Genomic DNA, 20936 nt, shown 5'->3' with positions numbered 1-20936 from the left:
ATCGGTTGCTGGCGCTTCGGCCCAGGCCGTAGACGCTATGCCTAGCCCAAGGCCGAGCCCAAGCCCCAGGCAGGTGAGCCCTGTCCAGAGTCGGGTGGTGTTCGCACGGGGCGTCGTAAAACGCCCTGCCTGTTCTTGGCGAGCCCGGCGGGCTCGCTCTAACGTCCTACGCTGTATCAGCATTCCATGGCTCCAAGCGGTTCGGATAGAAGTGACAACGATGTTCGCTGTGCAGACGTCTCGCCTGCGATGGGCTGAGGCTTGGCCGTTGCCGGCGGGGTTCTATGACATGCCTCGGGCGGTGGTGTCGCCTCGAGGAGCGCCGAAGTTCTGCTCCGGCATTTCACCAGGCTGCTCCTGGGGAGGCGGCCAGGGCCGCTCGCCATCTGCCACGCCTTCACACGCGAGTTGCGCGCGCAGCACCTCGGGAGGGGAGGTCTCGCTGGGCACCAGCAGCAGGCCGGCCCGGCGAAGGCGGCGGCCAAACTTGAGGCTGCTGCTGAACCGGATCAGCGGCGCGGCCAGCATCAGGCCCAGCCATACCGGAGTCAGCCACCAGAAGAACACCGGGGTGTACCACCAGGTGACGCCGGCCCAGGCAAGTCCGACCAGGCTGGCCTGCCAGGTATGTCGCCATGCTTCTCGCCACGCCACGGCGCGCCCTTCCCGGGATTGCGGGTCCCAGGCCACGGTGCGCCCGCTTAGGACGTTGATCACGAACAGGCTGTGGAACACCATCATCAGGGGCGCAATCAGCATCGCGAACAGGCTTTCGAGCAGCACGCTGATGGCCAGCCGCCCGCGGCCGCCAAAGGCGCGCGGGCGTCGGATCATGGCGATGCACATGCCCAGTACCTTGGGCATCAGCAGCATGGCCAGGGTGCCGCCAAGCAGGGGCATGATCAGGGGCGGTGGCGCAATCGGCCAGTCGGGAAACAGCTGGGCGTTGGAGGTGAAGAAATTGGGTTCGGCGATGGCACGAATCAAGGCATCAGCGGTGCTGATCACCAGGATCGATAGCCAGACCAGTGAAGAAATGTAGGCAAAGGCGCCGAACAGGAAGTGCAGCCGGCTAAGTGGATGCAGGCCATGCCCGCCCAGCAGACGCAGGTGCTGCAGGTTGCCCTGCACCCAGCGCCGGTCCCGTTTGGCGTAGTCGAGGATGTGGCTGGGCATTTCCTCGAAGCTGCCGTCAAGATCGGTCTGCATCTGTACCTGCCAGCCACCCCGCCGCATTAGCGCCGCTTCGACGAAGTCATGGCTGAGGATGTCGCCTCCCAGCGGCGGTGAGCCGGGCAATTGCGGCAGGCCGCAGTGGGCCATGAAGGCTTCCGTGCGCATGATGGCGTTGTGGCCGAAGTAGTTGGCAGCGTCGGCATGCCAGAAGCTCAGGCCGGCGGCGAGCATCGGCGAGTAGAGCGAGGCGGCAAACTGGTTGGCTCGACCGAACAGGCTCTGCTGGTGCACGGGAATGGGCACCGTCTGAAGGAGACCCAGCCGCGGGTTGGCCTCCATGGCATCGATGAGGGCCGACACCGTGCTGCCACTCATCACACTGTCGGCATCCAGCACCAGCATGAAGTCGTAGCGTTTTCCCCAGCGGCGGCAGAACTCGCCGAGGTTGCCGGCCTTGCGGCCGCTGTTGCTGTCCCGGTGCCGGTAATGCAACTGGCAGACGCCGTCCAGGCGACGCTGCAGGGCGCCGATCGCAAGATGCTCCTGCTCGACAATGGCGTCGTCTGTACTGTCACTCAAGACAAAGACTTCCAGCTGGCGCTGAGGGGTGTCGGCGGGCAAGTCGCGGCAGGTCGCCTCCAGCCCGGTGATGACCCCGTCGATGTTTTCATTGTGAATCGGCATCACCAGCGCGGTTCTCGATTGCGCGTCGCTGGGCGGCTTTGCCGGCTGCAGTCGGGCCAGCGTCACTGGGTCACGGCGACACAGTGTCAGCACAAAGCCGATCACGGCGCTCCAGAAGGCAATGATGATCCAGCTGAAGGTCAGGGCGAAGAGCCCCAGAATGACCAGTTCCAGCGGCGTGATACCTCCCACATAGAGGATCTGAAACATGGCCCAGATGCCCAGCGCAGCGGTGCTGGCGAAGAGTCCGGCAAAGAGGGCACGCCGGCTTCGCCGCCAAGGCGGCCTGAACTGCAGGCGATCGGCATCGTGGGAAGAGTGGGACCTGGTCGAGGCGCGGTGAGGTTCATCGAAAGCACTCATCGGCTTACCACGCTGCACGGCAGTGGACGGTCACAAGATGGCAGTGTACGGCCAGATGCCAGGGGATGGCTGATCCGTGATCCAGGGCTGTACGAAGGCGCTCGGCGAGTCGCAAGTGGGGGTGTCTGAACACCTGCTGTCCGGGGCCTACCTGCGCCGCACAGCGGGTGTCGTAGTATCATCATCACGTTCCGTCGTTCTCCATTGGCCCCCGCCGGCAGTCCCTGCGCATTCCGGGGAGGAGAGTTGAGTCAGCATCTGAGCGAGCGTTGCTATGACGTTGGCTGTTCTTTTTCTGCCCAGATGACGGGTCTATCAGACTTGGTACAAAACCTCTTCAGGTATTGCAATCATTATACTTTAGACGGGATTGAGCATCGCATCTTCCCGATGCGGGAGAGGCCTTCACTTTTGCGTTTTTTCTGCACGTTCAAGGCCGTCTCATTACCATAACTCACTGCTGGGCTTAGCGATGCCTGATCGGCTCGCATGGCCTTGGGGCCGATCGCGCCGTCATGATGTCTCTCGGCATCAGTAGATACGCGCACGGCGGAAGTCTGGATCGCCAGCGGCTTCCTCGGGCGTCTTGCGGTAACGCTTGTATTCCCACTGGTACTGGGCCGGGTCCAGGGCGATGGCGGCCTCTACGCTTGCGTTGACGCCGCTGGCCGAGGCGGTTTCGTCGCTATCGAAGACTCGTTCATCGGCGGCCAAGAAGTGCAGCGCGAAGCCGCGCCCGGGTAAACGCCTGGCGACCCCGGTGACGACCCTGGCCTGAGTGCGGGCCACCAGTTTCGGCAGCAGGGTGGCGGTGTAGGCGGGGCGACCGTAAAAGGGGGCAAAGACACCGCTGCCCCAGTCGGGCTCCTGGTCAGGCAGGATGCCAACGGCTTCGCAGCGCTTCAGCGCCTTGAGCAATGCCGCCACCCCGCGCGGATTGGTCGGCACCAGCTCGGCACCGCGTCGTTCGCGGCCGTGGCGAATGATCGGGTCCAACGGAGCGATCTTGGGCGGCTCGTACATGGCGGTGAACGGGAAATGGCCCGACAGCCAGAAGTTCAGCACTTCCCAGTTGCCAAAGTGGGGCGCCAGCACGATGACGCCCCGTCCCTCGGCCCGGGCCTCATCAAGCAGCTCGCGGCCATGGACCTCGACGATCGACGCCTCGACCCGCTCGGGATCGTCCATCCAGGCAAAGCCCAGTTCCAGCATGGTGGCGGTGGAGTGAGTGAGGCTCTCTCTTGCTAGCCGGCGGCGCTTGGTCTCACTGACTTCGGGATAGACGATCGCCAGATTGGTTTCGGTGATCTGGCGCTCGCGCTTGCTGAAGCGGTGTACAAGCGGGCCCGCGATCCTCGACAGCCGCCAGAGGGTGCTCAGCCGGCGTCCGGCCAGGCTGCGCCACAGGGTGGCGATGGCGCCGGCCTGAAGGCGGTCGCGGCGGGATGTGTCTTCACTCATCGGCAATTTAGACCAGCCAGGTGGTGATATTGGTGGGTGGACGTTGCTCCTGCAGGCCCTTGAAGCCCTTGACGCAGCGGATGATCATCCATACCGCCAGCGCGATCAGCAGTGGGACGCCGATCACCACCAGCGTCAGGAGCATGGCGACGAGGCCGTAAAGCAGGCCGATCCAGAAGGTACGGATCTGGTAGCGATAGTGTGCCTCGAGCCAGTCAGGCCCCTTGCCACGGTAGACATAGGCGATGATCACGCCGACCAGCGGCGTGAAGCCGATCACCATGCCAGCCAGATAGAGGCCGTAGACCACCATGGCCATGGTGGTATCCGCTTGCTGAGGGGAAGGAGGCGTCTCGGGGACGGGCGTCTGGGTCATTGCATCATCCTTGAATCAATCGGTTTGAGTCGCAGTAGGCGAAAAAGCGAGCCTGGGCAATATGATACCTGCCAAGACAGATGTTGCCATCACCGCCTTGGGCGAGTGATCTCCAGCAGGTTGCCCTCCGGGTCGCGCAGATAGAGCGATTCCACCGGCCCCTTGCCGCCCGCGCGGGCCACGGGGCCAAGCTCCACCGGAATGGAAAGGGCGGCCAGGTGTCGTTCGACTTCTTCGAGCGGCAGGCGGCTGGCGAAAGACAGCTCCATGCCGCCGGTGGCGGGCCTGGTTGCCTTGGGCTCAGCGGCGCTGTCGGCGAGCTGCAGGCGCAGTGTCAGGTTACCGAAGTGCAGGTCAGCATGGCCGGCGTCCTGCTCCTTGGCGTCCATGTCCAGGACGCGACTGTAGAAATCCACGGCTTGCGGCAGGTCATCGACGTACATCACCAGATGATCCAGAGCTGACAGCATAGGGTTCCTCCTTGGGCCGCCTGGATGATCGGAGTAGGCTTGGCGGCGAATATTTTCATGAGCATACGACGATGACCCAGCCCCTGTCCTGCCCGCTGTGCAACGCGCCTGGCGCCGTTGCCTACCATCGGGATGCGCGGCGCGACTATCTGCAGTGTCAGGTCTGCACGCTGGTCTTTGTGCCGGCGCACCAGCACCTGGATGCCGATGCCGAGCGTGCTGTCTACGACCAGCACCGGAATTCGCCGCAAGATGCCGGCTATCGGCGCTTCCTGTCGCGGCTGCAGGCACCCCTGCTCGAGCGGCTGACGCCCGGCGCCGAGGGGCTCGATATCGGCAGCGGCCCCGGGCCGACCCTGTCGGTGATGTTTGAGGAAGCGGGCCATCCGATGGCCATCTTCGACCCCTACTACGCACCCGATCCGACGCCGCTGTCACGGCGCTACGACTTCATCACCGCCACCGAGGTGGTCGAGCATATGGCGGCTCCCGGCGACGAGCTGATTCGCCTGGCCGGGTTGTTGCGTCCTGGTGGCTGGTTGGGGCTGATGACCAAGCGTGTTACCAGCCACCAGGCCTTTACCGATTGGCACTATATTCTCGATCCCACCCATGTCTGCTTCTTCAGCGAGGCGAGCTTTCGCTGGCTGGCCGAGCGACTCGACATGGAGCTGAGCTTTGCCGATCACGACGTCGTGCTGCTAAGACGCTCGAATAAGGCGCACTGATGCGCTGCGGGGTGCGATGCAGGGCTGAAATAGGCCAATTACGCCGGTGGTCCCGGCGCCATGACCGCGTATGAGCGACGTCGTAAATAGCGCTTGGCGATACGTTAGGCCAGGCGTATATTCGCCGCGCGATTGCCCGCATTGCACCCTTGATAGACGGCTTCTAGGCTGTGTTTGAAAAGTCGACGAGCGAAGGCCAGACAAGGCAAAAATTGGCGAAAGAGCGGAGTTTACGGGGGTGTAAATGAGCACCTTGAGCCGATTTTTAACGCCGTATGGGCGAGCACAGTACTTTTCAGACATTGCCTAGGCTGATGACGAGGCGCTAAACCTGCTTTGCCGGCAAGCTGATGATCGCAGCTCCTGCGCCAGGATCGGCGGTGTTTCTCCTGGGTGTTTTCTTCTCGTCGATGCGAGGCATCTCATGTCCCGACAATTGCTTTCCTTGGCCTTGGCACCCTTGCTGGGGCTCTTCATTCTCTGCATCGGCAATGGCTTTCTGTCCTCCCTGATTACGCTGCGCCTGGATGCGGCGGGTGAGTCTGCGGTGGTGATTGGCTGGGTCTCGTCGGCCTACTTCATCGGCCTGGCGCTGGGGGCGCTATTCAATGACCGCCTGCTATTGCGTATCGGGCACATCCGCGCCTATGGCTGCTTTGCCTCGCTGGTCGCGGTCACGGTGCTGTTACAGGGCCTTTGGCTCGATCCTATCAGTTGGTTTGTGCTGCGCTTGATTGGCGGCTGGGCAACGGTAGGCGTTTACCTGGTCATCGAGAGTTGGCTGCTGGCCAGCGCCGATACCAAGGTGCGCGGTCGCCTGCTGGCGATGTACATGATCTCTCTTTACGCTGCTGGCGTGATTGGCCAATTGCTGCTCGGCGCCACCAACGCCATGAGCGATGCCGCGCCCTTCATGGTGGTCGGCATGCTGGCCTCGCTGTCGGTGCTGCCGATGGCGATGATTCCGCGGGTATCGCCCTTGATCGAGCACGCCGAGCCGCTGTCGCCGCTGCGGCTGATCACGCTGACGCCCACCGGGGTGATGGGCTGTTTCGGCTCGGGGCTGGTCGTGGCGGCGATCTATAGCCTGCTGCCGCTCTATCTGCAGCGCAGCGGTCTGGGAGTGGCGCAGGTCGGCCAGATGATGGCCGTCGTGGTGCTCGGGGCCATGCTGCTGCAATACCCGATCGGGCGCTGGTCGGACAAGCACGACCGTCAGCTGGTGCTGATCATCATCGGTGCCTGTATCGCGGGGCTGTCGGTGACGCTGCTACTGGTGCCGGGTGAGCCCTGGCTGTTGGGTGGGCTTTTGTTTTTGCTGGGCGGTGGCGTCTTTTCTCTGTATCCGGTGGCGGTCAGCCATGCCGCCGACCGAGCCCCGGCCGGCGCCCTGGTGCGCATGAGCCAGGGCCTTTTGCTGATCAATGCGTTAGGGTCGACGGTCAGCCCACCGTTGATCACGCCGGTGATGGCAACCTTCGGCGACGCAGGCTTGTTCTGGTCGATGGGGGCCGTGGGGCTTGGCTTGGCGGGCTACTTTACCTGGCGACGCAGCGTACGGCCCGCGCCGCTGCCCACGGCGCCCTTCGTGGCAACCCAGGCGCAAACCCTGGTAGGCGCTGAGCTGGGCGTCACCGATGAGCAGGTGCAGGGAGCCGCCGAGCACGAATACCTCGAGGACCTTTCTGCGGCGGTGCCGGATGTCGCCGTTGCCGAACCGATCATTGGCCCACCGCCGGCCGATGAGGCGCATATCGCCTACTATGTCGATGCCGAGCCGCAAGTCGCACCTGAGACAACGCCGCCTGGAGCATCCGGTGATGCTGGGCCGGGCCGGTCCGTAGCGAGCCCGCCTTGAGCTCAACGGCGGAAATCGACGCCTGAGGTCGGCAGCATGGGCCCCAGACAGGCGCTGCGGCTTTCGCCTAATGGCTTAGGCCACGGCCGCCAACCTACTATCGCGGTTACCCTTTTCTCAAGAGATGCCTGCGATGACCCCTTATCACGCTCCGCTGCGCGACACTCGCTTCGTGCTCGAGGAACTCCTCGGGCACACTTCTCTGGACCTGCCGGGCTTCGAGGATACCAGCCCCGAGCTGCTCGATGCCGTGCTCGACGAAGCCGCCCGGCTGGCCGGTGAGGTCTGGGCCCCGCTCAACCTCTCCGGTGATCGTCAGGGCTGCCGCCGCCAGCCGGATGGCAGCGTGACGGTGCCCGATGGCTTCATCGAGGCCTATCAGGCCTATGCCGAGGGCGGCTGGAACGGCATCGGCGTCGCCGAGGCTATGGGGGGCCAAGGGCTGCCCGAGGTGGCAGCCAGTGCGGTGCAGGAAATGCTACACGGTGCCAACATGGCACTGGGGCTGTGTCCGATGCTTACTGCCGGCGCCATCGAGGCGCTATCGCATCACGGCAGTGAGGCCCTCAAGGCACGCTACTTGCCAAAGCTGGTCGAGGGCGCCTGGACCGGCACCATGAACCTCACCGAGCCCCAGGCCGGTTCGGATCTGTCTCGGGTTCGCACCAAGGCCATTCCCAGCGCCGACGGCGATCACTATCGCTTGCACGGCCAGAAGATCTACATCACCTGGGGCGAGCACCAGGCGGCCGAGAACATTATCCATCTGGTGCTGGCGCGCACCCCGGATGCCCCCGAGGGTAACAAGGGTATCTCGCTGTTCCTGGTGCCCAAGTTTCTGGTCGATGACAACGGGGCCTTGGGGCCGCGTAACGACGTTACCTGTGCCTCTATCGAGCACAAGGCCGGCATTCACGGCTCGCCCACCTGCACCCTGAGCTTCGGCGAAGGCGAGGGCGCTATCGGCTACCTGGTCGGTGAGGCCGGCCGTGGGCTCAACCACATGTTCACGATGATGAACGAGGCACGCCACAAGGTCGGCATCCAGGGCATCGGCGTTGCCGAGCGCGCCACCCAACAGGCCTTTGCCTATGCCGCCGAGCGCAGTCAGGGCCGAGCGCCGGGGTCGCGTGGCGGTCAGCCGGCCGCGATCATCGATCACTTCGACGTGCGCCGGATGCTGCTGTCGATGCGCTCGCGCACCGACGCCCTGCGCGCCCTGGCGCTGTATTGTGCAGCGCAGATGGATATTGCCCGCCATCACGGCGATGCAGCGACTCGCGACGCCGCTCAGGCGCGTGTCGATGTGTTGATCCCGGTAGTCAAGGCATTCTCTACTGACCAAGCCGTGGAGATCGCCTCGCTGGGAATACAGGTGCATGGCGGCATGGGCTATGTGGAAGAGACCGGTGCCGCCCAGCTATGGCGCGACGCCCGCATCGCACCGATCTATGAGGGCACCAACGGCATTCAGGCGCTGGATCTCGCTGGACGCAAGCTCGCCAGGGACGAGGGGGCCGCGCTTACGGCTCTGCTCGATGAGGTAGACGCCACCGCCGGTCAGCTTGCCGACAAGCTGGCGCTCAGCGCCCAGGGCGCGGCACTCAGTGCCGGTGCCGATGATCTGCGAGCCGCCATGGCCGTGGTGCTGGCGGCCGGTCGTGACCCGGCTCAGGGCGCGGATGCCGTTCAGGCCTACGCGACCCCCTTCCTGCAACTGGCGGGGCATGTGCTGTGCGCCTGGCAGATGGGGCGCGCGGCGCTGGCCGCTGAGGCCGCTCTCGCTGACGGGAGCGACGATCAGGCCTTCTATCGCGGCAAGTTGGCGAGTGCCGACTTCGCCCTGCGCCAATGGCTGCCAGTGGGGCGTGCCAACCGCACGGTGATCGAGGCGGGGCTCGAGAGCCTGGCGACGGTGGGGCTCGATCACTGAGCGCCGGCAATATTTGGCACTGCAGCATTTTCCCGAGCAGGGTAGGCTAGACGAGACCGGGCGGCGTAAGACGCATCGCTCGGCTTCTCGTTATCGTCGGCCCTGCGGGCCAGCCATGGCTGCCCGCAGGGCGATACCCCGGAGACTCTCGATATGAGCATTTCCCGCATTGGCGTCGTCGGCGCCGGTACCATGGGCCAGGGCATCGCTCAGGTGCTGATCACCAGTCACCACCAGGTCACGCTTTACGATGTCAGCGATGATGCCCTGGCAAAGGCCAAGGAGAAGATCGGCAAGGGCCTGACCCGGCTGGTCGACAAAGACAAGCTAAGCGCCGGTGACCGTGAGTCGGCGCTCGAGCACCTTTCCTTGACCACTAGCCTCGACAGCCTGAGTGATCGCGACGTGATCATCGAAGCGGCACCGGAAGACCCGGCGCTCAAGGAGAAGCTCTTCAGCGAACTGAGTCAGCTGAACGCTGAGGCGATTCTCGCCTCGAACACTTCCTCGCTGTCGCTCACGCGTCTGGCGGCGGTCTGCGAGCGCCCTGAGCGGGTCGTGGGCATGCACTTCTTCAACCCGGTGCCGGTGCTGGGGCTGGTCGAGGTGATTCGCGCCGAGCAGACCAGTGACGCCACCGTGGCCAGCATCGAGCAGTTGACCGAGGCGCTCGGCAAGACGCCGGTGGCCATCGCCGATTCTCCGGGATTTGCGGTCAACCGCCTGCTGGTGCCGATGATCAACGAAGCCGCCTTCCTGGTGCAGGAGGGCGCCGCCAGCCCAGAGGCCATCGACGAGGCCATGCAGCTCGGTGCCGCTCACCCCATGGGCCCGCTGAAACTCGCCGACCTGATCGGTCTGGATGTCTGCCTGGCCATCATGGAGGTGCTGCAGGAGGGCTTTGGCGATCCCAAGTATCGTCCCTGCCCGCTGCTCAAGCGGATGGTGGCCGCGGGTTATCTGGGCCGCAAGAGCGGCCGCGGTTTCCACCTCTACGACTAGGGTTACTGACGCGCGGCTGCTGGGCCGCGCGAAGTCGGCTCGGCGCAAGCGGTGGTCTAGTGTAGCCGACGTTTCGCTTGTTCAAGGCACTAGCCCAAGACAAAGGTGGAATCGTTTGCCAACCGAGCGCTTGCTAGGTTGGCAAGCATCGGCCCTCGGTGTCCGGGGGCGAGTCCCAGCACACAGGAGTCATCATGAACGACGCACCGATCCATCTGGCCATCGACGCCGGTATCGCTCGCCTGACCATGAACCGCCCCAAGGCCCTCAATGCCCTTAACTCCGCCTTGCTCAGCGAGCTTGCCAGCATCCTCGATGATTTGGAGTCTCGCGATGACCTGCGGGCGGTACTGATCACCGGCGAAGGCGAGAAGGCTTTTGTGGCTGGTGCCGACATCGCCGAAATGCGCGACAAGACCCCCGATGAGGCGCGCGCCTTCGCCAGCCAAGCGTTGACCACTATCAAGCGTCTGGAGCGCTTGCCGGTGCCGGTAGTCGCCTTGGTCAACGGTTTCTGCCTGGGGGGCGGCTGCGAGCTGGCGCTGGCCTGCGACTGGGCGGTGGCCAGCGACAATGCCGTGTTCGGCCAACCCGAAGTGTTGCTCGGCGTGATTCCCGGCTTCGGCGGCACCCAGCGCCTGCCGCGTCGGGTGGGACCCGCCATGGCCCTGGATCTGGTGACCACCGGGCGCAAGATTGATGCTCAGGAGGCTCTGCGTATCGGCCTGGTCAATCAGGTGATGTTCCAGGCCGAGCTCGAGCAATACGCCGAGACACTGGCCAAGCAGCTCGGTGGCAACGGCCCGCAGGCCGTTCGCAGTGCCAAGCAGGCCGTGCATGACGGTATGGATCAGGATCTCGACAGCGCGCTGGCTCTGGAAACCAGCCTGTTTGCGCTGAGCTTTGCCGGCAGCGAGCAGAGCGAGGGGATGAGCGCCTTCCTTGAGAAGCGCAAGCCAAGTTTCTAGGCAAAGCCTAGTCAGCACGCTTCTCTGCCATCGTTAACGGCCGTGGTGATGCCGCCACGGCCGTTTTTCATGTTCTGAGCGTTGTGCTGGCCAGGCCGCTGTCGGTCACGGCTTTTGCGGGGTCGCGGCGCGCTTCCAGCGGATCATTCGCGTCGCAATGGCAGTGCCGATCAGCGTGATCGCCATGCCGACCAGTATTTGCAGGCTGAGCACCTCGTCCAGCAGCAGATAGCCCCATAGCAGCGCACTGACCGGTACCAGGAAGGTGACGGTCGACGTCGCGGTGGCCCCGGCACTCGAGAGCAGGCCGAAATACAACAGGAAGGCAAGCGTGGTGCTGAAGGCCGCCAGTGCCAGGCCGTTGCCCCAGGCCACGGCGCTGATCGGCTCCGCCGGCCACAGCAGCAGCCCCGGCACCAGCAGTATCAGCGCCGACATGGCGGTACTGCCCGCCGCCAGCACGCGCACAGGAAGGTGCGACAGATAGGTCTTCGAATAGTTGGTGGCGATGCCATAGCAGAAGGTCGCCCCCAAGGCCGAGAGAATGAACCAGCCGTCGCCGCCCAGGGCGAAATCCAGCCGGTTCGCCGAGAGTACGTAAACCCCGAAAAAGGCCAGGGCCAGGCCGAGGTATTGCTGACGCTGTACGGGTGTGGTGAAGAACAGCGCGCCCAGCAAGGCGGTGAAGATGGGCGTGGTGGCGTTGATCAAAGAGGTGAAGCCTGCCTCCAGCCGGGTCGTGGCCAGGGCCAGCAGGCAGAAGGGCAGCACATGGTTCACAAGCCCCAGCAATAGCAGGCGGCCTTTGTTGTCCCATACCAGCCTCAGGTAGCCCACGCCGAGCAGCAGGGGAACCAACAGCAGGGCACCCACGCCCATTCGCACCAGGATCAAAGGCACCGGACCGAATTCCGGCACGGCCACCCGCATGAAGATGAACGACATGCCCCACAGGCTGGAGAGAATGATGAGGCGAAGCGTATCGGCGGGTGTCATCCTGCATCCTTGCATTGGCGAAGCGAGGATGCAGGTTACGACCGATAGGGGGCTAACGGAAGACGTGTTCGACCAAAGCGATGCGGCGACCTAAGGCGGCCCCGCCTAGCCCCGCGCCATCAGGCGCTTGAGGTCACTAACCATCGAAGGAATCGGGTCGCTGTTGCGCATCAGCAGCCGCGCGTCGCCTTGCGCGTTGAAGACGAAAATGCCGCTGGAGTGCGAGACGTCATAGTTGCCGTTTGCGTCCTTGTCGCCGTAGCCGTAGCTGACCCGGTAGCGGTTGGTCAACTCATCGAGCTGTTCGGTGTTGCCGGTCAGGCCGATGAACTGAGGGCCGAATACGTCGGTGTATTGGCGTAGCCGCGCTGGGGTATCGCGCTCTGGGTCCACGGACACGAACAGCACCTGGATATCGTCGCGAGCGGATTCATCCAGCTTCTTGATGGCAGCCGTCATCCGCGCCAGGGAAGTCGGGCAGACATCCGGACAGTGCGTATAGCCGAAGTAGAGCAGGGTAGTCTTACCGGTGTAGGCGTCTTCTTCGACCTGCTCACCGTTTTCGTCCACCAGGCTCAAATCAAGATCCGGCATGATGTCGGAGATGTCCGAGGTGTGCCAGTTCGGGTCTTCACACCCCGCCAGTAGCGCTGACAGGATGATCGGCGAAAGCCACTTGAGCATCGGGAGACTCCTGAGCGGTGATCAGTGCATGGCCGTGGGCGAAACGACCTCGAAGGTGGCAGGCAACTGCTGGCCGTCGGCGAAGTGCAGCACCACCTCGACATCATCACCCACTTCCAGCGGCGCGGCGCGATGCATGAACATGAGGTGATAGCCTTTCGGTGCAAACTCGAAGCGTTGTCCGGCGGCAATGTCGATTTCCGGCACGGCGTGCATGCTGGCCATGCCGTCCTTTTCCATGCTCATGTGGATCTCGGTATTCTCGAAGGCATCGCTTTGAGCCCCCACCAGAGTGACGTCTTCAGCGCCGTCGTTTTGCAGGCTGAAGTAGCCGGCACCCGGCATATCACCCGGCAGAAGACTGATTCGGGCATTCTCGAGGGAAAGGTCTTGTGCCTGTGCCACGCCGCCTGACAGCAAGAGCGCCAAGAGCCCGCAGGCCCACTTGCCACCTGCTCGCGTCATCGCGCCGGTTCTCAGTTTGTTCGCCATCAGGATGTTCTCCGCTGTTGTGATATCAACGCCATGGCAAGCTGGCACGGCGCTTGAAGGGATATTCGCCCCCATGCCAGATCGGCCACTGGCAGATTCAGTCGGGCGGGCCGGGCAAGGCGCTCTGGCCTATCGTCGAGTCGAGTGCCTGTTTCTTGATCAGCAGATAGCCGACAGGCCACAGTTCGAGGTGTATTCGCGCGAGTTCACGTCCAGGGTGAGGCGCTTACGGCTGGTGTCGTAGAAAAAGGACGCAAAGCCGTCGCCGTCTGCCGTCTTGTAGGCGCCGCAGATGCCATAGCCATACTGCACCTCTTGCAGGTTCTGCAGTTCGATCGCACTCGAGGTGTCGAGAGAGGTGGCCAGCGCCTGCTGGATTTCGCCGTCGAGGCTTTCGTCGGACAGAGCCTGGCCGCCAAAGATCATCGCTGCGAGTGCAATGATGCCGAGCACAGGGACGATGATCATGAGTAGAAACGGGCGTGAAATAGTCATGGCGAATATCTTATGGAGAATCCAGCATGTCGGGCAAGCGTCGGCTATGCGGCGGATTGTCCTACCTGAGGGTTCGTCATGATAGGCGCCGTTAGGCGAGTAAGGCGCATGCTTTGCCTGTGCAATCACCTAGCGTCAATGATTCAATAACGCTCTGTGACCGCGCCGCACGGCGAGTCACCTTGCTAAGCGTACCTTGATCGCGCCTTTTCAATCTCTTCAGGATGCCGCCAATGTCTACCTCTCCACCTTCCTCGCCCGGTAACGACGAGACTGTCCGCACCATGCTGCGCCTGCTGGGCGGCTTCGCTGCGCCGGCGGCTCTCTATCTGGTCGTCTGGGAGGCGGTGGCACGCTGGGTGTTGCCCAACGTCGCGGCAAGCGGCAGGGACGTGGTTATCGACCTGTCCAGCCTGTTGATTCCCTGTGCCGGCGTGCTGGCAAGCGTCTTTATCACCGGCGTGAAGTTCGGCCGCATGCTGGGTGGTGGTGTGATGGGTGTGTTCTTTCTGTTGCTGTATTTCTCTTCCGGAGTAGCGTTCAGCTGGTCGCCGGTTGGCCTGACCTTCGCGGGCATCGCCTTGGCTTGGGCGCTGGCTCGGTACTGTCCGACGATGAAGCCCGACCTGAGCGCTACGTTTGGCTAACTGGGCCAAGCGCCGTTTGCCAAGATCGCTAAGCGTCACTTTCAATTCCCCCTCAGGAACGCATCAGATTTTAGTGGTGGCGCAACGCGCCTGAACCCTTGGCAGCATGGCAACGGGCGGCCGACAACGGCTGCGTCGTCATTGATCTTCGCGAACGGCGGCTAGCCCTTCCTCGGAGATATAGCCTTGTGCCTTGGCATGCTCGGCCATGCTGAGGCTGCTATCGGCGAGTACCAGGGTGCAGCCGGTATGGCTGACCTCGGCGGCCAATCGCTCGATGGCCGCATCGCGCTCGGGGTCGTCTTTCACCTTGCGGATGTATATCGCCAGCACTCGCTCGGGGTGCTCCTTGACGATCTCGGTGTAGACCTCGGGGTCCCGCTGACCGCTATCCCCGATGAGAATGAACGGCAGGTCGGCGTAGAGCGACAGCATGTTGCGAATGACGTCCGACTTGTGATCTTCGGCCTTGCGTGGCCAAGGGCGCGAAAGGCGTAGCCCCCATTCGCGAAGGAACAGGATGGGCCCCACCGGTATCCGGTTGAGATTGAAAAACAGGTCGAGCATTTCATAGATGCACCAAGGGCCCCGCGACACGTAGAGCATCGGACGCTTGCGGTTGCCTTCGACTCCCCCGTAGAGCGCCCGGTAGAAGGCGGCGACCCCGGGAAAGGCCGTGCGGCGCTGCGCTTTTTCCATGAACAGCCGGTAGAGCATCTTTAGCTTGTTGGCGACGCCGGTGTACATCACGGTGTCGTCGATATCGCTGATCACGATCAGGTCGGCGTTGGTTGGCGGGATATAGACGTCCGTCTGGGTGCTGATGGCGTCTTTTTCCGAGAGCACCTCAAGGCTGGCTGTATGCCAGACCCGATCCGTGGGCAAGGAATGATTGATATCGATATGGGCGTAAAAGTAGCCATCCCGATCGGTAGTAACGATGGTCTTGGCATCGCCAAGGCGCATGATGATGCGTGCATCACGCACGCCGCGACGAATGATGCGTCGCGCCACATCGACAAGGTCGCGTGTGGTGCCGCCTTCTTCCCAGCGCCTGCCGGTACCTGGCTGACGAAAGACTCGCCCCATGACGAAGGCTTCCTTGTGGGAGCCATAGCCCCGATAGGGCTGAACGATGACGCCGCCGCGGCCCTTGTCGCTTTTCATCGGCCGAGTGAACAGGCGTACCAGTTTTTTCGTGAAGTGCAGCAATTGGGCGATCAACGGGCGCCTCACTAGTGGTTTGAATAAGCACGCGCTCGTGGTGGGAACTGACGGGGTATTGGCGAGTCGGTTGGGTTGCTTGGTTCATTATGCGAAGTGCAGGGCTATCCTGCAAAAGTCTGACAGCGAAAAGCCCATCGCCGGGGCGGCGATGGGCTTGTAGACGTGAACTCTTTTTGCAGTGGATTAGGGGAAATCAGGCGTGCTGATGACGATGGCGCCCTTCGGCCAGCTCCTCCAGCAGCTTGCCGTTGAAGGCATCGAGGTCAACCGGCGTGCGGCTGGTGACCAGGCCGCTGTCGACCACCACCGGTTCGTCCGACCAGTGGGCACCGGCATTCTTCAGATCCTGGGCCACCGAGGGAACGGAAGTCATCCGGCGACCCTCGACGACGCCCGCGTTGATCAAGATCCAGGGCGCATGGCAGATGGCGGCCACCGGCTTGCCGGCTTCGAAAAAGGCTCTGACGAAGCCGAGTGCCTTTTCGTTGAGGCGCAGGGTGTCCGGGTTGAACAGGCCACCTGGTAGCACCAGCCCGTGGTATTCCGCGTGATGCACGTCTTCTAGGCGTTTATCCGCTTCGTAGGTGTCGCCCCAGTCGGTTTCGGCCCAGGCGCGAATGCCATTGCCGTCAGGGGTGATGACATGCACCTCCACGCCTTGGCTTTGCAGTGCCGCTCTCGGCGAGGACAGCTCCGACTCCTCGAAACCGTTGGTGGCGAGAATGGCGACGCGTTTTCCGTTCAGTTGCTGAGCCATCGTGACCTCCAGGTCGTGATGTTGCCATGAATGACGGGCCGCTAAATCATCCCGGCCCTTGTATTGGCCTACTCATGTCCTTGGGATGGCGCGCCGACAGTTCAAGGGCTCCCTGGTCGTTCAGAATGATCAGCGCGCCATTGGGGTGAGTGTCAGGCGCCGGCAGTCTGACGCTCGCGCTGGGCGTTGCTCAGGTAAATCAGGAACAGTGCCCCGGCCAGCAGCACGATAGCAGCTAGGCGTGACGGGTCCAGCGGCAGGCGGTCGTTGTCGAGCCAGCCGAAATGATCGACCAGTAGGCTCATTATCAACTGCCCGGAGATCACCGCCACAGTAGCGGCAGCGGTGCCCACGCGCGGCACGGCGAAAACGATGGCCAGCATGTACACCACGCCAAATAGCGCCCCCGTAAGCTGCCATTTGGGGACGCTGAACAGGGTGGCGGAATGCGCTGGTTCAAAGAAGAGCATCAGCAGGAAAGTGACGACCGCGCCGATGACGAAGGTCAACCAGGCGCTGGACAGCACCCCGACCTTGGCGCCCAGGCGGCCGTTGACGGAGGACTGCGCGGCGAGCACGGCGCCCCCCAGCAAGAGCAGCGGGAATACCAGAGTGAGCATCATCCTGACCTCCTTAGTAGATCAACCAGAGTGCGAGAAAAATCAGCGCCAACGCCAGCAGGCGATAGCCGTCGATGGCACGGCGTTCACTGCCGAGCAGGCCAAAATGGTCAATGATCAGACTGGCGCCGATTTGCCCGCACAGGATGCCGACCATGGTCATGCCGACACCGACAAGGGGCGTGGTCATGGTCAGCACGACCACATAGACGGGGCCCAGCAGTCCGCCTGTGAGTAACCAGCGCGGTTGCTGGAACAGCGTGGTCAGCGGCGGCCGCCCGATGAAGACCATGGCGAGGGTCAGCAGCAGCCCGCCGACCAGGAAGATCGACAGGGTGGCCGACAAGTGCCCGACCTGCTCGCCCAGGGGGCCGAGCAGGCCTGCCTCCACCGATAGCCCCATACCCGCACATAGAACGAAGAGGAGTGTGGCGATTTGCTGCATCGTGTTTCCTTCGGTGTGAAAAGCCGCCACAGTACTGTTGTGCTATAAGGGGTACAATTGCGGTTTATGGCAAAGGTTTATTGCGATATGAGCAACTCTGTCACCCTGATCGCGCTGCGACTCTTCGTCCGGGTGGCCACCTCGGGAAGCTTCGCCGAGGCGGCACGCCACTTCGGCCTACCGGCATCGTCGGTCTCACGGCGGATTGCCGGCCTCGAAAAGGCCCTCGGCCAACGTCTGCTGTATCGGCATACGCGAGCGGTAAGGCTGACCGAGGTCGGCGAGGGATATCTCCAACAGGTTCGCGAGGTGCTGGAGAACCTGGACATGGCGTCCGAACAGGTCAGCGGTGCCGCGAGCCACCCGCAAGGGCTCTTGCGCGTCAATGCTCCGGTGGCCTTCGGGCGTCTCCATGTGGCGCCGCTGCTGGCAAGCTTCCAGGCGCGGTATCCCGACATCGAAGTCGAGCTGACATTGACCGATGCCTTCGTTGATCCGGTGCAGGAAGGGGCAGATGTCGTCATTCGTATCGGCGCCCTCGAAGATTCGAGCCTGGTGGCTCGTGAGCTCGCCACCCAGCGTTTTGTGGCCTGCGCCGCGCCCGGCTATCTGGCCACGTATGGCGAGCCGCAGAGCCCAGATGAGTTACCCGCGCATAATTGTCTTGTCTACAAGGGAACTCGCGGCTTACAGCCGTGGTATTTTCGCGCCGCCAGCAACACGCCGTTTCGGGTCGTCAAGGTCCGGGGGAATCTTCGCAGCAACAATGCCGAGAGCCTCGTCGAGGCGTCCTTGCAGGGCCAAGGCATCGTGCTGTTTCCCACCTGGTTGCTGCAGCAGTACCTGAAGGCCGGCCGTCTGTTGCCGGTGTTGGATGACTGGGAAGCGGCCGGAGAACCGACTCTGCAGGGCATTCACGCCATCTATCCCGAGAATCGGCTCCGCTCCTCAAAGGTCAGCGCCTTCCTTGAACACCTTGATCAGTCACGGATCACCCATTGATAGTCGCGTGGGTCGAATTGCACGCAGATACGCATCATCACCAGCATCATGACGGCGAGACTGGCCCAGGCCATGGCGAAGTTGCCCAGTTGGTCACGCACCATCCCGGCAGCGAGCGGTGACATAGCGGCAATGAAGTAGCCGCTGCCTTGAACGATGCTCGAGATGGCGCCGGCACGCTGTGGGCTGCTGTGATGGTCTATCGCCACAATCAGGCTTAGCGGGAAGAGGCCGCCGATCCCTGCACCGAGCAGCGCTGCCGTCAGATAGGGCCAGCGAAGCGGTGCCAGCGCCAACAGCACGAATCCCGCCATGCTAAAGATCAGCGCCAAGAAGATCACCGGCCGACGGTCGTCTTGGCGCTGGGCCAAGGCGGGCAGCAGTAGGCCCGAGACGACCTCTATAGCGGTGAGAAAACCGAGCAGCGTCCCAGCGCTGGCGTCTGACCAGCCCAGGCCGATGTAATAGGGCGGGAGCCAGGCCAATACACAGGTGTAGCCCGCAGTGCCCATGCCGAAGAAACAGGCCAGGGTCCAGACACGTGTCTGGCGGTATAGCGAGACTTGCGGGGTACTCTGAGACCGACGTATAACCGGCGCCGGCAGTATCTGGCCACGAAGGCCCCAGGCAGCGGCGGCCAGCAGCGCCAACAGGCCCCAGACGGCCAGCCCGTGTCGCCAGTTGCCGCTGAGGTCGGCAAGGCGTGGGGCCAGCGTCGAGGACAGAGCCGCACCCGCCATGATGGCGGCGATATACCAGCCCATGACCAGTGGGGTTTGCTGCTTGGCTTGGTGCTTTATTAAGGCCGGCATCGACGCCTGGATGAAGGCAATACCGATGCCTGCGGCCAGTGCCGTGAGCAGCAGGCTGGCGACACTTGCGCTGGTCAGGCGTAAACCATCGGCCAGGGCGATCAGCAGGAGTGAAGCGCCAATCAGGTTGCCGTAGCCCACCCTCTCGGCCAGTCGCAGGGCCATGAAACACCCCAGGCCCATGGCCAGCACAGGCAGGCTGGTTAGCCAGGCGATTTGTGCGTAGCTGGCGGTGATATCGGCCTGGATGCGCTCGATCAGCGGCCCAATGGCGGCCATCGAGGGGCGCAGGTTCAGGCCAATGAGCACCGCCAGCGCAATGACCATGGCGAATGAGCGGGATGCGTCACGTCCGCTGTGTGAGATCTTCATGAGGTTCCTTGTCCGAGTCAGTCGATGACGTGCCGGCAGAAGCGGGAGTGCTGATGCTTGATTGCCGGCTGTTCAGCAAGCACCCTAAGACCTCAAGTAAAGTTGAGGTCAAGACAAGGTCGAGGTAATCACGGCATGGCGAGTCAGCGACTGAAACCGGGCAAGAAGGCCCTGACGGTGGGGGATGTGGCGGGGCGTTGCGGCATCGCCGTGTCGACGGTGCATTTCTATGAATCGAAGGGGCTGATAGAGGGCTGGCGAAATGCCGGCAATCAGCGTCGTTTTTCGCGTGATGTCTTGCGGCGGGTAGCGGTCATCAAGATTGCCCAGCGAACCGGCGTGCCACTGACGGAAATCAAGGCGGCGCTGGATACACTGCCCGTCTCGCGCTCGCCCACCGCCGACGATTGGCATCGACTCTCTGCCCAGTGGCGCGGTGATCTTGACCAGCGGATTCAACAACTAACCAAGCTGCGTGATCAGCTCGATGGCTGTATCGGCTGCGGCTGTTTGTCTCTGGCAAGCTGTCCGCTGCGAAACCCCGGCGACATCCAGGGAGAGGTCGTGGCAGATGGGCCAGACCGGCCCTGACTAAGGCAAAGGCGGGGCGCTTCAGCAGCGTCATCTTGGGGGGGGCTTCCTTGTGGCGGGTCGTTGCAGAGAGAAGAAGGAATCATGCGCTCATGTGCCCTGCGCGGCGCCATGCCGCAGGGGATGAATGTGGTTCTGGGTGGAGTGGCGGCGCCAAAACGGGTAGGCTTGCCGGCCCTTGGGCCTCTCGGTGCTATCGCGAGTAGGACAGGACTGAGGCGAGCCTCTCTTGTTGACCAAGTGCCATAGGCCAAGTTTTATATAGCACGCCCTAGTGATACGTCGTTTCTAAGCGATATTGACTGCAGCCCCATACGACCAGGACCGAATCATGAGTGATCTTCCCAATTGCCCGTCATGCGATGCCGACTACACCTACGAAGACGGCGCCATGTTCGTGTGCCCGGGCTGCGGCCATGAGTGGGCCCAAGACGCCTCCGCCGATGCGGGCGATGATGCGCCTGTCTATCGCGATGCCAATGGCAATCTGCTGGAAGACGGCGACAGCGTGACGGTGATCAAGGATCTCAAGGTCAAGGGCTCGTCTTCGGTGGTCAAGGTCGGCACCAAGGTCAAGAACATCCGCCTGATCGAAGGCGATCACGATATCGACTGCAAGATCGATGGCATTGGTCCGATGAAGCTCAAGTCGGAGTTCGTCAAGAAGGCCTGAACGCCAGCGGCATGTCATGCCGGGGCCCGCTGCCCCGCTCTGCTAACCTGGCCTGCCAACATAGCGTGTAGAAATAGCTCGTTGAAATAGCCGCATAAAAAAAC

22 protein-coding genes are annotated in these 20936 nt (G+C 62.9%); 9 read left to right on the top strand and 13 right to left on the bottom strand.

Annotated elements, in window-relative coordinates; genetic code table 11:
• Positions 1 to 282: 282 nt before the first annotated feature.
• The 4 genes from mdoH to BLR71_RS12465 all read right to left on the bottom strand — a co-directional run bounded on the left by mdoH (position 283) and on the right by BLR71_RS12465 (position 4530).
• On the bottom strand, positions 283 to 2223 hold the full coding sequence (gene mdoH, locus BLR71_RS12480) for a glucans biosynthesis glucosyltransferase MdoH (protein WP_092526872.1): 1941 nt from the start codon (positions 2221 to 2223) through the stop codon (positions 283 to 285).
• A gap of 531 nt (positions 2224 to 2754) precedes the next feature.
• Positions 2755 to 3684 carry a lysophospholipid acyltransferase family protein gene (locus BLR71_RS12475; RefSeq protein WP_092526869.1) on the bottom strand — a complete coding sequence of 310 codons (930 nt, stop codon included), beginning with the start codon at positions 3682 to 3684 and terminating at the stop codon, positions 2755 to 2757.
• Between the two features lie 7 nt (positions 3685 to 3691).
• Positions 3692 to 4060 carry a DUF4870 family protein gene (locus BLR71_RS12470; RefSeq protein WP_092526866.1) on the bottom strand — a complete coding sequence of 123 codons (369 nt, stop codon included), beginning with the start codon at positions 4058 to 4060 and terminating at the stop codon, positions 3692 to 3694.
• Between the two features lie 89 nt (positions 4061 to 4149).
• On the bottom strand, positions 4150 to 4530 hold the full coding sequence (locus BLR71_RS12465) for a VOC family protein (RefSeq protein ID WP_092526862.1): 381 nt from the start codon (positions 4528 to 4530) through the stop codon (positions 4150 to 4152).
• 71 nt (positions 4531 to 4601) lie between these two features.
• Here BLR71_RS12465 and BLR71_RS12460 point away from each other — a divergent pair, with 71 nt between their 5' ends.
• From BLR71_RS12460 to BLR71_RS12440, 5 genes are all read left to right on the top strand, one after another.
• Positions 4602 to 5258, top strand: a complete 657-nt coding sequence (locus BLR71_RS12460; protein ID WP_092526859.1) for a class I SAM-dependent methyltransferase — start codon at positions 4602 to 4604, stop codon at positions 5256 to 5258.
• Between the two features lie 424 nt (positions 5259 to 5682).
• Entirely contained in the window at positions 5683 to 7116 is a 1434-nt protein-coding gene (locus BLR71_RS12455; protein ID WP_092526856.1) for an MFS transporter, read from the top strand.
• A 133-nt stretch (positions 7117 to 7249) separates the two neighbouring features.
• Positions 7250 to 9049, top strand: coding sequence for an acyl-CoA dehydrogenase (locus BLR71_RS12450; protein ID WP_092526853.1), 1800 nt, complete (start codon positions 7250 to 7252; stop codon positions 9047 to 9049).
• A 153-nt stretch (positions 9050 to 9202) separates the two neighbouring features.
• Positions 9203 to 10051, top strand: a complete 849-nt coding sequence (locus tag BLR71_RS12445) for a 3-hydroxybutyryl-CoA dehydrogenase (RefSeq protein WP_092526850.1) — start codon at positions 9203 to 9205, stop codon at positions 10049 to 10051.
• Between the two features lie 194 nt (positions 10052 to 10245).
• The gene (locus BLR71_RS12440; RefSeq protein ID WP_092526847.1) at positions 10246 to 11019 is read left to right on the top strand and encodes an enoyl-CoA hydratase-related protein; all 774 of its coding nucleotides are present in this window, start codon (positions 10246 to 10248) and stop codon (positions 11017 to 11019) included.
• 105 nt (positions 11020 to 11124) lie between these two features.
• Here BLR71_RS12440 and BLR71_RS12435 read toward each other — a convergent pair whose 3' ends face one another.
• From BLR71_RS12435 to BLR71_RS12420, 4 genes are all read right to left on the bottom strand, one after another.
• Positions 11125 to 12015, bottom strand: coding sequence for a DMT family transporter (locus BLR71_RS12435; RefSeq protein ID WP_092526844.1), 891 nt, complete (start codon positions 12013 to 12015; stop codon positions 11125 to 11127).
• A gap of 105 nt (positions 12016 to 12120) precedes the next feature.
• Positions 12121 to 12699 carry an SCO family protein gene (locus BLR71_RS12430; RefSeq protein ID WP_092526841.1) on the bottom strand — a complete coding sequence of 193 codons (579 nt, stop codon included), beginning with the start codon at positions 12697 to 12699 and terminating at the stop codon, positions 12121 to 12123.
• A 21-nt stretch (positions 12700 to 12720) separates the two neighbouring features.
• Positions 12721 to 13191 (bottom strand): copper chaperone PCu(A)C, encoded by a 471-nt coding sequence (locus BLR71_RS12425; protein WP_092526838.1) that lies wholly within the window; start codon positions 13189 to 13191, stop codon positions 12721 to 12723.
• A gap of 159 nt (positions 13192 to 13350) precedes the next feature.
• On the bottom strand, positions 13351 to 13686 hold the full coding sequence (locus BLR71_RS12420) for a hypothetical protein (protein ID WP_092526835.1): 336 nt from the start codon (positions 13684 to 13686) through the stop codon (positions 13351 to 13353).
• 233 nt (positions 13687 to 13919) lie between these two features.
• Here BLR71_RS12420 and BLR71_RS12415 point away from each other — a divergent pair, with 233 nt between their 5' ends.
• Complete coding sequence (locus BLR71_RS12415) at positions 13920 to 14333, top strand: hypothetical protein (protein WP_092526832.1); 414 nt, start codon at positions 13920 to 13922, stop codon at positions 14331 to 14333.
• A 138-nt stretch (positions 14334 to 14471) separates the two neighbouring features.
• Here the strand turns inward: BLR71_RS12415 and BLR71_RS12410 are convergent, their stop codons facing one another.
• The 4 genes from BLR71_RS12410 to BLR71_RS12395 form a co-directional block, all read right to left on the bottom strand.
• Positions 14472 to 15557: an App1 family protein gene (locus BLR71_RS12410; RefSeq protein ID WP_340147974.1), complete on the bottom strand. Its 1086-nt coding sequence runs from the start codon at positions 15555 to 15557 to the stop codon at positions 14472 to 14474.
• 196 nt (positions 15558 to 15753) lie between these two features.
• Positions 15754 to 16317, bottom strand: coding sequence for a type 1 glutamine amidotransferase domain-containing protein (locus BLR71_RS12405; protein WP_092526829.1), 564 nt, complete (start codon positions 16315 to 16317; stop codon positions 15754 to 15756).
• 152 nt (positions 16318 to 16469) lie between these two features.
• The gene (locus BLR71_RS12400; RefSeq protein WP_175491673.1) at positions 16470 to 16940 is read right to left on the bottom strand and encodes a DMT family transporter; all 471 of its coding nucleotides are present in this window, start codon (positions 16938 to 16940) and stop codon (positions 16470 to 16472) included.
• A gap of 10 nt (positions 16941 to 16950) precedes the next feature.
• Positions 16951 to 17382 (bottom strand): DMT family transporter, encoded by a 432-nt coding sequence (locus BLR71_RS12395; RefSeq protein WP_092526826.1) that lies wholly within the window; start codon positions 17380 to 17382, stop codon positions 16951 to 16953.
• An 87-nt stretch (positions 17383 to 17469) separates the two neighbouring features.
• Here BLR71_RS12395 and BLR71_RS12390 point away from each other — a divergent pair, with 87 nt between their 5' ends.
• Positions 17470 to 18384 carry a LysR family transcriptional regulator gene (locus tag BLR71_RS12390; RefSeq protein ID WP_092526823.1) on the top strand — a complete coding sequence of 305 codons (915 nt, stop codon included), beginning with the start codon at positions 17470 to 17472 and terminating at the stop codon, positions 18382 to 18384.
• Here the strand turns inward: BLR71_RS12390 and BLR71_RS12385 are convergent.
• The gene (locus BLR71_RS12385; RefSeq protein ID WP_092526820.1) at positions 18363 to 19568 is read right to left on the bottom strand and encodes a cyanate transporter; all 1206 of its coding nucleotides are present in this window, start codon (positions 19566 to 19568) and stop codon (positions 18363 to 18365) included. The genes BLR71_RS12390 and BLR71_RS12385 overlap by 22 nt on opposite strands.
• 135 nt (positions 19569 to 19703) lie before the next feature.
• Here BLR71_RS12385 and soxR point away from each other — a divergent pair, with 135 nt between their 5' ends.
• Together soxR and BLR71_RS12375 are read left to right on the top strand one after the other, a co-directional pair.
• The gene (gene soxR / locus BLR71_RS12380) at positions 19704 to 20159 is read left to right on the top strand and encodes a redox-sensitive transcriptional activator SoxR (protein ID WP_092526817.1); all 456 of its coding nucleotides are present in this window, start codon (positions 19704 to 19706) and stop codon (positions 20157 to 20159) included.
• A gap of 331 nt (positions 20160 to 20490) precedes the next feature.
• A complete protein-coding gene (locus BLR71_RS12375; RefSeq protein ID WP_092526814.1) occupies positions 20491 to 20832 on the top strand; it encodes a zinc ribbon domain-containing protein YjdM in 342 nt (113 codons plus the stop codon).
• Positions 20833 to 20936: the final 104 nt, after the last annotated feature.

The sequence above is a fragment of the Onishia taeanensis genome, assembly GCF_900100755.1.
GTDB lineage: Bacteria > Pseudomonadota > Gammaproteobacteria > Pseudomonadales > Halomonadaceae > Onishia > Onishia taeanensis.
Note: the sequence above shows the minus strand (reverse complement) of the source record. Positions and strands in the feature narration are given on the sequence as shown.

Coding starts and splice junctions, on each gene's coding strand:
- BLR71_RS12450 (WP_092526853.1), top strand. CDS start 7,250: ATGACCCCTTATCACGCTCCGCTGCGCGACACTCGCTTCGTGCTCGAG.
- BLR71_RS12385 (WP_092526820.1), bottom strand. CDS start 19,568: ATGAAGATCTCACACAGCGGACGTGACGCATCCCGCTCATTCGCCATG.
- BLR71_RS12400 (WP_175491673.1), bottom strand. CDS start 16,940: ATGATGCTCACTCTGGTATTCCCGCTGCTCTTGCTGGGGGGCGCCGTG.
- BLR71_RS12405 (WP_092526829.1), bottom strand. CDS start 16,317: ATGGCTCAGCAACTGAACGGAAAACGCGTCGCCATTCTCGCCACCAAC.
- BLR71_RS12460 (WP_092526859.1), top strand. CDS start 4,602: ATGACCCAGCCCCTGTCCTGCCCGCTGTGCAACGCGCCTGGCGCCGTT.
- BLR71_RS12395 (WP_092526826.1), bottom strand. CDS start 17,382: ATGCAGCAAATCGCCACACTCCTCTTCGTTCTATGTGCGGGTATGGGG.
- BLR71_RS12425 (WP_092526838.1), bottom strand. CDS start 13,191: ATGGCGAACAAACTGAGAACCGGCGCGATGACGCGAGCAGGTGGCAAG.
- BLR71_RS12430 (WP_092526841.1), bottom strand. CDS start 12,699: ATGCTCAAGTGGCTTTCGCCGATCATCCTGTCAGCGCTACTGGCGGGG.
- BLR71_RS12375 (WP_092526814.1), top strand. CDS start 20,491: ATGAGTGATCTTCCCAATTGCCCGTCATGCGATGCCGACTACACCTAC.
- BLR71_RS12470 (WP_092526866.1), bottom strand. CDS start 4,060: ATGACCCAGACGCCCGTCCCCGAGACGCCTCCTTCCCCTCAGCAAGCG.
- soxR (WP_092526817.1), top strand. CDS start 19,704: ATGGCGAGTCAGCGACTGAAACCGGGCAAGAAGGCCCTGACGGTGGGG.
- BLR71_RS12455 (WP_092526856.1), top strand. CDS start 5,683: ATGTCCCGACAATTGCTTTCCTTGGCCTTGGCACCCTTGCTGGGGCTC.
- BLR71_RS12415 (WP_092526832.1), top strand. CDS start 13,920: ATGTCTACCTCTCCACCTTCCTCGCCCGGTAACGACGAGACTGTCCGC.
- mdoH (WP_092526872.1), bottom strand. CDS start 2,223: ATGAGTGCTTTCGATGAACCTCACCGCGCCTCGACCAGGTCCCACTCT.
- BLR71_RS12475 (WP_092526869.1), bottom strand. CDS start 3,684: ATGAGTGAAGACACATCCCGCCGCGACCGCCTTCAGGCCGGCGCCATC.
- BLR71_RS12445 (WP_092526850.1), top strand. CDS start 9,203: ATGAGCATTTCCCGCATTGGCGTCGTCGGCGCCGGTACCATGGGCCAG.
- BLR71_RS12465 (WP_092526862.1), bottom strand. CDS start 4,530: ATGCTGTCAGCTCTGGATCATCTGGTGATGTACGTCGATGACCTGCCG.
- BLR71_RS12420 (WP_092526835.1), bottom strand. CDS start 13,686: ATGACTATTTCACGCCCGTTTCTACTCATGATCATCGTCCCTGTGCTC.
- BLR71_RS12435 (WP_092526844.1), bottom strand. CDS start 12,015: ATGACACCCGCCGATACGCTTCGCCTCATCATTCTCTCCAGCCTGTGG.
- BLR71_RS12440 (WP_092526847.1), top strand. CDS start 10,246: ATGAACGACGCACCGATCCATCTGGCCATCGACGCCGGTATCGCTCGC.
- BLR71_RS12390 (WP_092526823.1), top strand. CDS start 17,470: ATGAGCAACTCTGTCACCCTGATCGCGCTGCGACTCTTCGTCCGGGTG.